The 827-nt window shown below is 66.6% G+C and carries 1 protein-coding gene; it reads right to left on the bottom strand.

All coding sequences use genetic code 11. The features are described from left to right. Nucleotides 1-827 (bottom strand): ATP-binding cassette domain-containing protein (locus tag EOA29_RS38440; RefSeq protein ID WP_145970122.1); only part of this gene is annotated, 827 nt, incomplete at both ends.

Here is an 827-nt window from a genome sequence, read left to right as displayed (position 1 = left end):
GCCCGGCGCAATGGTGATGGTGCCGGGTTCGCCCTTCAAGCGGCCAGCGAGCAGCTTGGCGACGGTCGACTTGCCGTTGCCGTTGGCGCCAAGCAGCGCGATGCGGTCGTCGGCATCGATGCGCAGCGTCATCTTCTTCAGCACCGGATTGCCCTCGGTGTAGCCGACATTGACGCCGTTGAGCGCCACGATCGGCGAGGCCACCGTCTTCACCGGCTCCGGGAAGGAGAACGGCCGCACCGTATCGTTCACCACCGCGGCGATCGGCTTCAGCTTCTCCAGCGCCTTCAGCCGCGACTGCGCCTGCCTGGCCTTCGAGGCCTTGGCGCGGAAGCGCTCGACGAAGGATTCCATGTGCTTGCGCTGCGCTTCCTGCTTGACGCGGCTCTTTTCCTGCAGCTCACGCTGCTCGGTGAGCTGCCGCTCGAACTGGTCGTAGCCGCCGCGCCAGAAGGTCAGCTTCTTCTGGTCGAGATGGACGATCGAGTTGACGGCGCGGTTGAGCAGGTCGCGGTCGTGCGAGATGAGCAGCACCGTGTGCGGATATTTGGAGACATAGTTCTCCAGCCACAGCGTGCCTTCGAGGTCGAGATAGTTGGTCGGCTCGTCGAGCAGCAGAAGGTCGGGCTCGGAGAAGAGCACGGCGGCGAGTGCCACCCGCATGCGCCAGCCGCCCGAGAAGGACGAGGCCGGTCGCTTCTGCGCGGCATCGTCGAAGCCGAGGCCGGCCAGGATGGTGGCGGCGCGGGATTCGGCCGAATGCGCGTCGATGTCGGCCAGCCGCGGGTGGATCTCGGCGATACGGGGCGGAGCGGTCGCGGGCGTTT

Origin of the sequence: Mesorhizobium sp. M1E.F.Ca.ET.063.01.1.1 (assembly GCF_003998155.1) — a bacterium.
Lineage (GTDB): Bacteria > Pseudomonadota > Alphaproteobacteria > Rhizobiales > Rhizobiaceae > Mesorhizobium.
This window is presented reverse-complemented; position numbering and strand designations above follow the sequence as displayed.